We start from the raw sequence: 6,307 nt of genomic DNA, 5'->3' as shown, positions 1-6,307 counted from the left end.
CAGCCATGTAGAGCGGGTTTTCGTAGCGCATGTCAATCACGCCGGTACCCAGCTCGATGCGTTCGGTCTTGGCGGCGATTGCGGAGAGCAGCGGGTAGGGGGTTGCCTGCTGCTGGTCGAAGTGGTGCACGCGGAAGAACGCGCCGTCCAGTCCGATGTCTTCGGCACCTACGGCAAGGTCGATTGCCTGGTGCAGAGATTCTGCGGCGGAGGGTACGCGGGAGCCGGGGACCTCAGCCCAGTGGCCGAAGGAGAGGAAGCCGAGCTTCTTCTCGTCGCCGCGCATGGGCTCGAGGTGGCTGATGCGGATAGACTCGTCAAGCTGCGGGGTGCTGTTCAGGTTGGTGCTCATGGTTTTTCCTTTGCGGGTTGCGCTCGGGCTCTTGTAGTGCCGGGCTAGTGTTTTAAATCTAAACCCAATTACTTTACATGTCAAGTATTTTGTTTCAGGGTATTACGCACAGAGCATCCCTCCCCAACTTTCGCTGCACACACCACCTGCACGCCTCACCCGCCCGCACGCCTCACCCGCACGAGGCACACATACCGCCACAAAATGCTGGCGCAAAATACAGCCGAAAAGGGCACAAAAAAGCCCGGCGGAACGAACACATCGCACCACCGGGCTCTCCACTCAGCAACCAAAGTTACCGAGACAACCTACATTAGGAACGCTTCGCCAGCGGAACCCACAGCTCCATACGGTAATCAGCCGCCTGCATATCGCCGCGACCGTACACCTCAAGGCCACCCACCGGGCGGTACTGCGGATTCTTCGCGAAGAACGCCTCCTCAAAGCTCGCAAAGCCAGCCGGAATGGACTCCGAAATCGGGCCGGTCACCTCAACCACCGCGTAGGTACTCGCAGGCAACTCAAGCACGCCCAGACCAAGCTTCGCCGCGCTCGCCGGCTCCGACACCAGGAAGCCCGCTGTGTAGCGGACCTGACCCTTCGGGTTCGGCTGAGTGCACACACCCAGGTACTGGGTCACCTTCAGAACATCCAGCATCGCCGGGGACGCCTTCTGATTCAGCTCATCCCACAGCGAGGAGAAATCGCCATCCAGGGGGAACACCTGCGAAACGCCGGCAACGACCATCGCCGGGTGCTCCTCAATGCGAGGTTCAGAAATCTGAACCGCACCGCCCTTAGCGGCTGCCATTAGGCGTTCGCCTTAGCTGCTTCGCGGTCCACCGAGCACTCGGGCACGCAGTGGCGCTTCGCATCATCAGCTGCGCACTCGGGGCAGAGCAGAACCAGCTCGCGGCAAGAATCGTTGGAGCAGTTCTCGAACTTGTTCGAGGGCGCGCCGCACTGTTCGCACTTGCCAATGGTGACGGTGTCCGGCGTAAACTCCATGTGCATGCGCTTGTCGAAGACGTAGAGCGAGCCTTCCCAGAGTTCCTTGTCGCCGTACTTCTCGCCGTAACGCACGATGCCGCCGTCGATCTGGTAGATTTCCTTGAAGCCGCGGTTCTTCATCAGCGCGGAGAGAATCTCGCAGCGGATACCGCCGGTGCAGTAGGTGACGACCGGCTTGTCCTTAATGTGATCGTACTTGCCGGATTCAATCTCGCGGATGAAGTCATGGGTGGTGCGCACGTCGGGAACGATAGCGTTCTTGAACTTGCCAATCTTCGCCTCGAACGCGTTACGGCCATCAAAGAAGACCACCTCGTCACCGCGTTCTTCGACGAGCTTATTTACCTCTTCGGGCTTCAGGTGTACGCCGCCGCCAACGACGCCATTCTCGTCCACCTGCAGCTCGTCGGGAGCACCGAAAGCCACAATCTCGTCGCGAGCCTTCACGGACAGGCGGGGGAAGTCCTCCGCGCCACCCTCGGACCACTTGAACTCCATGTTCTTGAAGCCGGGGTACTTGCGGGTTTCCTTGGTGTACGCCTTGACCGCGTTAATCTCGCCGCCGAGGGTGCCGTTAATGCCGTGCTTGGAAATGAGGATGCGCCCGCGCAGGCCGAGCTTCTCGCAGAGGGCACGCTGCCAGAGCATGACCGCCTGCGGGTCGGCGATGGGGGCGAACTGGTAATACAGAATAATCTTATTTTGAGCCACGAAACTATTTTATCGTCATATGCGCCTAACGCATGCAGATTTTTTGATATGTGTGCACTGACTACGGGGTCGGCGGCACAGAAGCGGTGCTGGGGGCGGTTCTGGGACAGGATTAGGGCGGGGTTAGGTTAGGGGCTAGGCTCTGGGTCGGGGCAGGATCCGAGCGGGTTCGGAGCCGGGCTCGGAGCCAGCGTTCAGGGTAGCGCGTGACCGGTGGCAGGTCGGGTTTTAGCCCGCCGCTCTACAATGGAACCCATGCCGCACAGCATCTCCTCGCAGAACGCCAACCAGCACCCTGAACAGCAGCCCACGCATCAGTCTGTACACCAGCCCGAACAGCCGCAGGGGCAGTCTGCGGCGCGCCCAAAAACGCTGCGCTACCGCGAGCTTCCCGCGAGCGCACAGCAGGTGCTGGCATCCCTGTTGCCGGAGGCAGAACGCACCGGAACCCTGCCCGAGCAGGTGACCCATATTCACACCATTGCCGCTAGGGCGGCGAGCTACGCGCCCTGGCCGCAATGGCTGCATCCGCGCGTGGTGGAGGCCTTCGAATCGCTCGGCATTGCCGAGCCCTACGCCCACCAGGTGCAGGCGGCAGACGCCGCCCACGCGGGTCTTGATGCGGCGCTGGCGGCGAGTGCGGCGCGCTACGGCTGGCAGGCGGGGCGGATTGAGGCTGAGCGTCTTGAGCCTGGGCGCGTTGAAGCGCCGACTCCCGCACACGCCGAAGACGCGAAGAGCACCGGCAACGGCGGGCACGTGATTGTGGCGACTGGTACCGCCTCAGGCAAGACCCTGAGCTACCTGATGCCCACCCTGGACGCAATCTACCGTGCATCGTGTGGCGAGCCAGTGAGCTCAACTTCCGCGTATTCGGGAGCAGAAAACCTCAATAATAGAGCGAACGTTCTCTACATTTCACCGGCGAAGGCACTCTCCGCCGACCAGCTCACCGCCCTCACCTCCTACAACCTGCCAGGACTCCACGCGGCAAGCTACGACGGCGACACCCCCACCGGCGAACGCCGCTGGATCCGCGAACACGCCAACTTCATCCTCACCACCCCGGACATGCTCAACTACTCAATCCTGAGCAACCACCGGCAGTGGTCATCCTTCCTGCGCGGGCTGCGCTACGTGGTGCTCGACGAGGCACACAGCTACCGCGGCGTTTTCGGCGCGCACATCGCCAACCTGCTGCGCCGCCTGCGCCGCGTCTGCGCGCTCTACCGCACCGTGCCCGTGTTCTACGGCGCCTCCGCGACCAGCTCCAACCCGGTCGAGTCTTTCTCCAAGCTCATCGGCGTGCCGCAGCAGGCGGTCACCGCCATTACCGAGTCCACCTCCGCACGCGGTGAAACCACCGTCGCACTCTGGGAGCCCGAATTCATGCCGCCCAAGGCGCACGATCAGCTCGCCAAGGGCACCCGCAGCACCCAGCAGCAGGCGGTCCAGTCGAAGGCTGAGCAGGAGGCGCCGCGCCGCGTCTCCCCCGTGGAGCAGGGCGCGCAAATGCTCACCGACCTGGTGCTTTCCCGCACCCGCTCCCTGGTTTTCGCCGGTTCGCGCCGCAGCGTAGAAATCCTCTCGCAGAAGACCCAACGCTACCTCGACGAGGTGGAGGCGGGCCTCGCCCACCGCGTCGCCGCATACCGCGCCGGGTACACCCCCGAAGAGCGCCGCGAACTCGAACGCAAACTCCGCAACGGCGAACTGCTCGGCCTGGCGAGCACCTCCGCACTGGAGCTGGGCATTGACATCTCCGGACTGGACGCCGTACTCGTGGCGGGCTGGCCGGGTACCCGCGCCTCCTTCATGCAGCGCGTGGGCCGGGCGGGTCGAAGCGGTCAGGACGCGCTCGCAGTGCTCATTGCCGACGACAACCCACTCGACACCTACCTGGTGCACCACCCGGAGGCGATTTTCGGGCAGGAGGTTGAGGCAACCGTATTCGACCCGACGAACCCGTATGTGCTCTCACCGCAGCTGTGCGCCGCAGCGCAGGAGGCACCCATCCGCGCTGAAGAACTGAGTCTCTTCGGTCCGCATACCGCGGCTCTGCTGGATCGGCTGGTGCAGCAGGGGTACCTGCGTCGCCGCCCGGACGGCTGGTACTGGACGCACGCCGAATCAGCCGCCGACCTGGTCGATATCCGCGGCACCGGCGGCGGCCCCTACCAGCTCATCGATGCCGAAGACGGCACCCTGGTTGGCACCATGGACGCCGCGCACGCCATGAGCCAGGGGCACCCGGGCGCAATCTACATTCACCAGAGCGCGCAGTACGTGGTCGAATCCCTCAGCGAGGGCGAGCGCGTGATTCTGCTCAGCCGCGTCTACCCGGACTACTACACGCGCGCCGTTGAGAACACGGAGGTGCGTATTCTCGCAGAGCGGGCGCGAGTTAGTTACGGTGTGCCAGCTGGAATTACTGGACAGGACGTTGCGAATACTGTTCCTGACCCTGCACCCGAAACCGGCGAGCAGCTCGCCCCGCTCACCATGCACCGCGGGCAAGTTCAGGTCACCGACCAGGTCACCGGCTACCGGCGATTCTCCGTCTACGGCGGCGAGTACCTGGGCGAAGAGGCGCAACCCATGCCTCCCGAAGTGCTCATGACCGAGGCGGTCTGGTTCACCTTCGAGCCCAGCTACCTGTTCGGCGCGGGTGTGACCGAAGAGGACGGTCCCGGCACCCTGCACGCCGCCGAACACGCCGCCATCGGACTGCTGCCGCTCATCGCCACCAGCGACCGCTGGGACTTGGGCGGACTCTCCACACTGCTTCACGTGGACACCGGCAGGCCCACCATTTTCGTCTACGACGCCGCACCCGGCGGCGCGGGCATCAGCGAGCGCGGCTTCAACGCGGTTCAGCAGTGGCTGAGCGCCACCCTCGAAGCCATCGAAAGCTGCGGATGCGACAACGGTTGCCCCTCCTGCGTGCACTCACCCAAGTGCGGCAACCGCAACGAGCCGCTCAGCAAGCACGGCGCGCGGGCGCTCCTGACGGCAATGCTGCGGAGCATGGCGGAGGTGTAGGGTACTGCGGGCGTAGGGCGGGGCGGTGGCGCAGGGACATAGGCTGTGCGGGCTGGGACAATAACTCCCAGTCGAGGCGAATAGCCTAGTCGGCTGGGTTTTTCTGGCTCCGTGGGTTTTTCCGGCTCGGGAGATTCGGGCACCGAGTCCCACTCGGCTCCCAGCTCTTCCTCCAGCTCGGCAACCTCATCGGGGCTCAGCTCCTCCGCGCTCCCCGCCGCAGCCTGCTCTTCTTCGGGACGCTCTTCCTCGGGGTGCTCAGCCCCGGCGCGGGCACGCACCCTCGCCGGACCCAGCACACCCATGGGCCCTGCGACGGGGACAGCGACCGTCACCTCCACCGTTTCGGGACGATCCGGAAACGTGCAGGACTCCAGGTGCGCACCGTGGCGGGCGGCAAGATCCGCCGCCACCGCGCACGGGTCCCCCTCGGTGAGCCCTCGGTAGGCATCCGCCGCCGCGAGCGCACTCAAATCTGCGGCGGCGGACGCCCTGCGATTCGCGGACACCACCCCAATGAGCCCGGCAATCACCACGGTCACCACCAATAGCGCGGCAATAATGGTGAGGGCGAGGACGGTGCCGCTACCCTCTTCGGAGTGTTCGTCCGCGGGGCTGGCAATAACCGCGTTTTTATTCGCCTTCATTGCCGGTGCTTTCTTCGCTGTCAGCGCTTTCCTGAGTGCCAGTGTCTTCTTGACTGCCAGCGCCGCCTTCAACGCGGGCGTGGGCGTCCGCCCGCAGCACCCAGCCGGTCGCCGATCCAATCACGCCGGGGGCGGGGCGGCTCACCCGCACGTGCACCTGCCGGGCGCGCCCCTCCCCTGCATCAACTGCGCTATCAGGAGAAACAGAAATCTGCACGCTCTGCGCCGGGTCGATGCGGCTGACGGCGGAGCGAATCTGCGCCTCGGAGTCTCCGCGGGCGGCGGCTCGTGCAGCCGTTCGCGCGGACTCCTCCACCTTCAGCTGCGCAACCCCCGTGGAGGCGGCACCCAGGCAGAGGGCGAGCACCACCGTCACGGCGGGTAGGGCGACCGCAAATTCGGCGGTGATCACACCCTCTTCTGCCGGGCTCTTGTGCGGGGTCGAGAGTGTCGGGTCCACACTGGTTTTCCCTGCGGAGCAAGTGCGCCGCAAAGCACCCAAATTCACATGAGCGTTCATTCTTTATTCCTCCCTTCTGGCTTG

General features: G+C 64.5%; 5 protein-coding genes and 1 pseudogene. 1 reads left to right on the top strand and 5 read right to left on the bottom strand.

The features are described from left to right. The 3 genes from HMPREF2919_RS01950 to HMPREF2919_RS01940 all read right to left on the bottom strand — a co-directional run. The coding region (locus tag HMPREF2919_RS01950; protein WP_141754844.1) for an LLM class flavin-dependent oxidoreductase at nucleotides 1-352 on the bottom strand (352 nt) is incomplete at its 3' end. A gap of 313 nt (nucleotides 353-665) precedes the next feature. Next, nucleotides 666-1,163: a GyrI-like domain-containing protein gene (locus tag HMPREF2919_RS01945; protein ID WP_049357227.1), complete on the bottom strand. Its 498-nt coding sequence runs from the start codon at nucleotides 1,161-1,163 to the stop codon at nucleotides 666-668. After that, the gene (locus tag HMPREF2919_RS01940) at nucleotides 1,163-2,074 is read right to left on the bottom strand and encodes an oxygen-dependent tRNA uridine(34) hydroxylase TrhO (protein ID WP_070665991.1); all 912 of its coding nucleotides are present in this window, start codon (nucleotides 2,072-2,074) and stop codon (nucleotides 1,163-1,165) included. Before HMPREF2919_RS01940 ends, HMPREF2919_RS01945 begins: the two co-directional genes overlap by 1 nt. Before the next feature lie 246 nt (nucleotides 2,075-2,320). Here HMPREF2919_RS01940 and HMPREF2919_RS01935 point away from each other — a divergent pair, with 246 nt between their 5' ends. Further along, nucleotides 2,321-5,116, top strand: a complete 2,796-nt coding sequence (locus tag HMPREF2919_RS01935) for a DEAD/DEAH box helicase (protein WP_070665988.1) — start codon at nucleotides 2,321-2,323, stop codon at nucleotides 5,114-5,116. A gap of 320 nt (nucleotides 5,117-5,436) precedes the next feature. On the opposite strand, the pseudogene HMPREF2919_RS09255 reads toward HMPREF2919_RS01935, so the two are convergent. Together HMPREF2919_RS09255 and HMPREF2919_RS01930 are read right to left on the bottom strand one after the other, a co-directional pair. Then, nucleotides 5,437-5,763, bottom strand: a pseudogene (locus HMPREF2919_RS09255) (Rv3654c family TadE-like protein); the annotation flags it as partial. After that, the gene (locus HMPREF2919_RS01930) at nucleotides 5,750-6,223 is read right to left on the bottom strand and encodes a TadE family type IV pilus minor pilin (protein ID WP_246823511.1); all 474 of its coding nucleotides are present in this window, start codon (nucleotides 6,221-6,223) and stop codon (nucleotides 5,750-5,752) included. The gene HMPREF2919_RS01930 and the pseudogene HMPREF2919_RS09255, both read right to left, overlap by 14 nt. Between the last annotated feature and the right edge of the window lie 84 nt (nucleotides 6,224-6,307).

The sequence above is a fragment of the Rothia sp. HMSC068E02 genome, from assembly GCF_001813565.1.
Classification (GTDB): Bacteria; Actinomycetota; Actinomycetes; order Actinomycetales; family Micrococcaceae; genus Rothia.
Note: the sequence above shows the minus strand (reverse complement) of the source record. Positions and strands in the feature narration are given on the sequence as shown.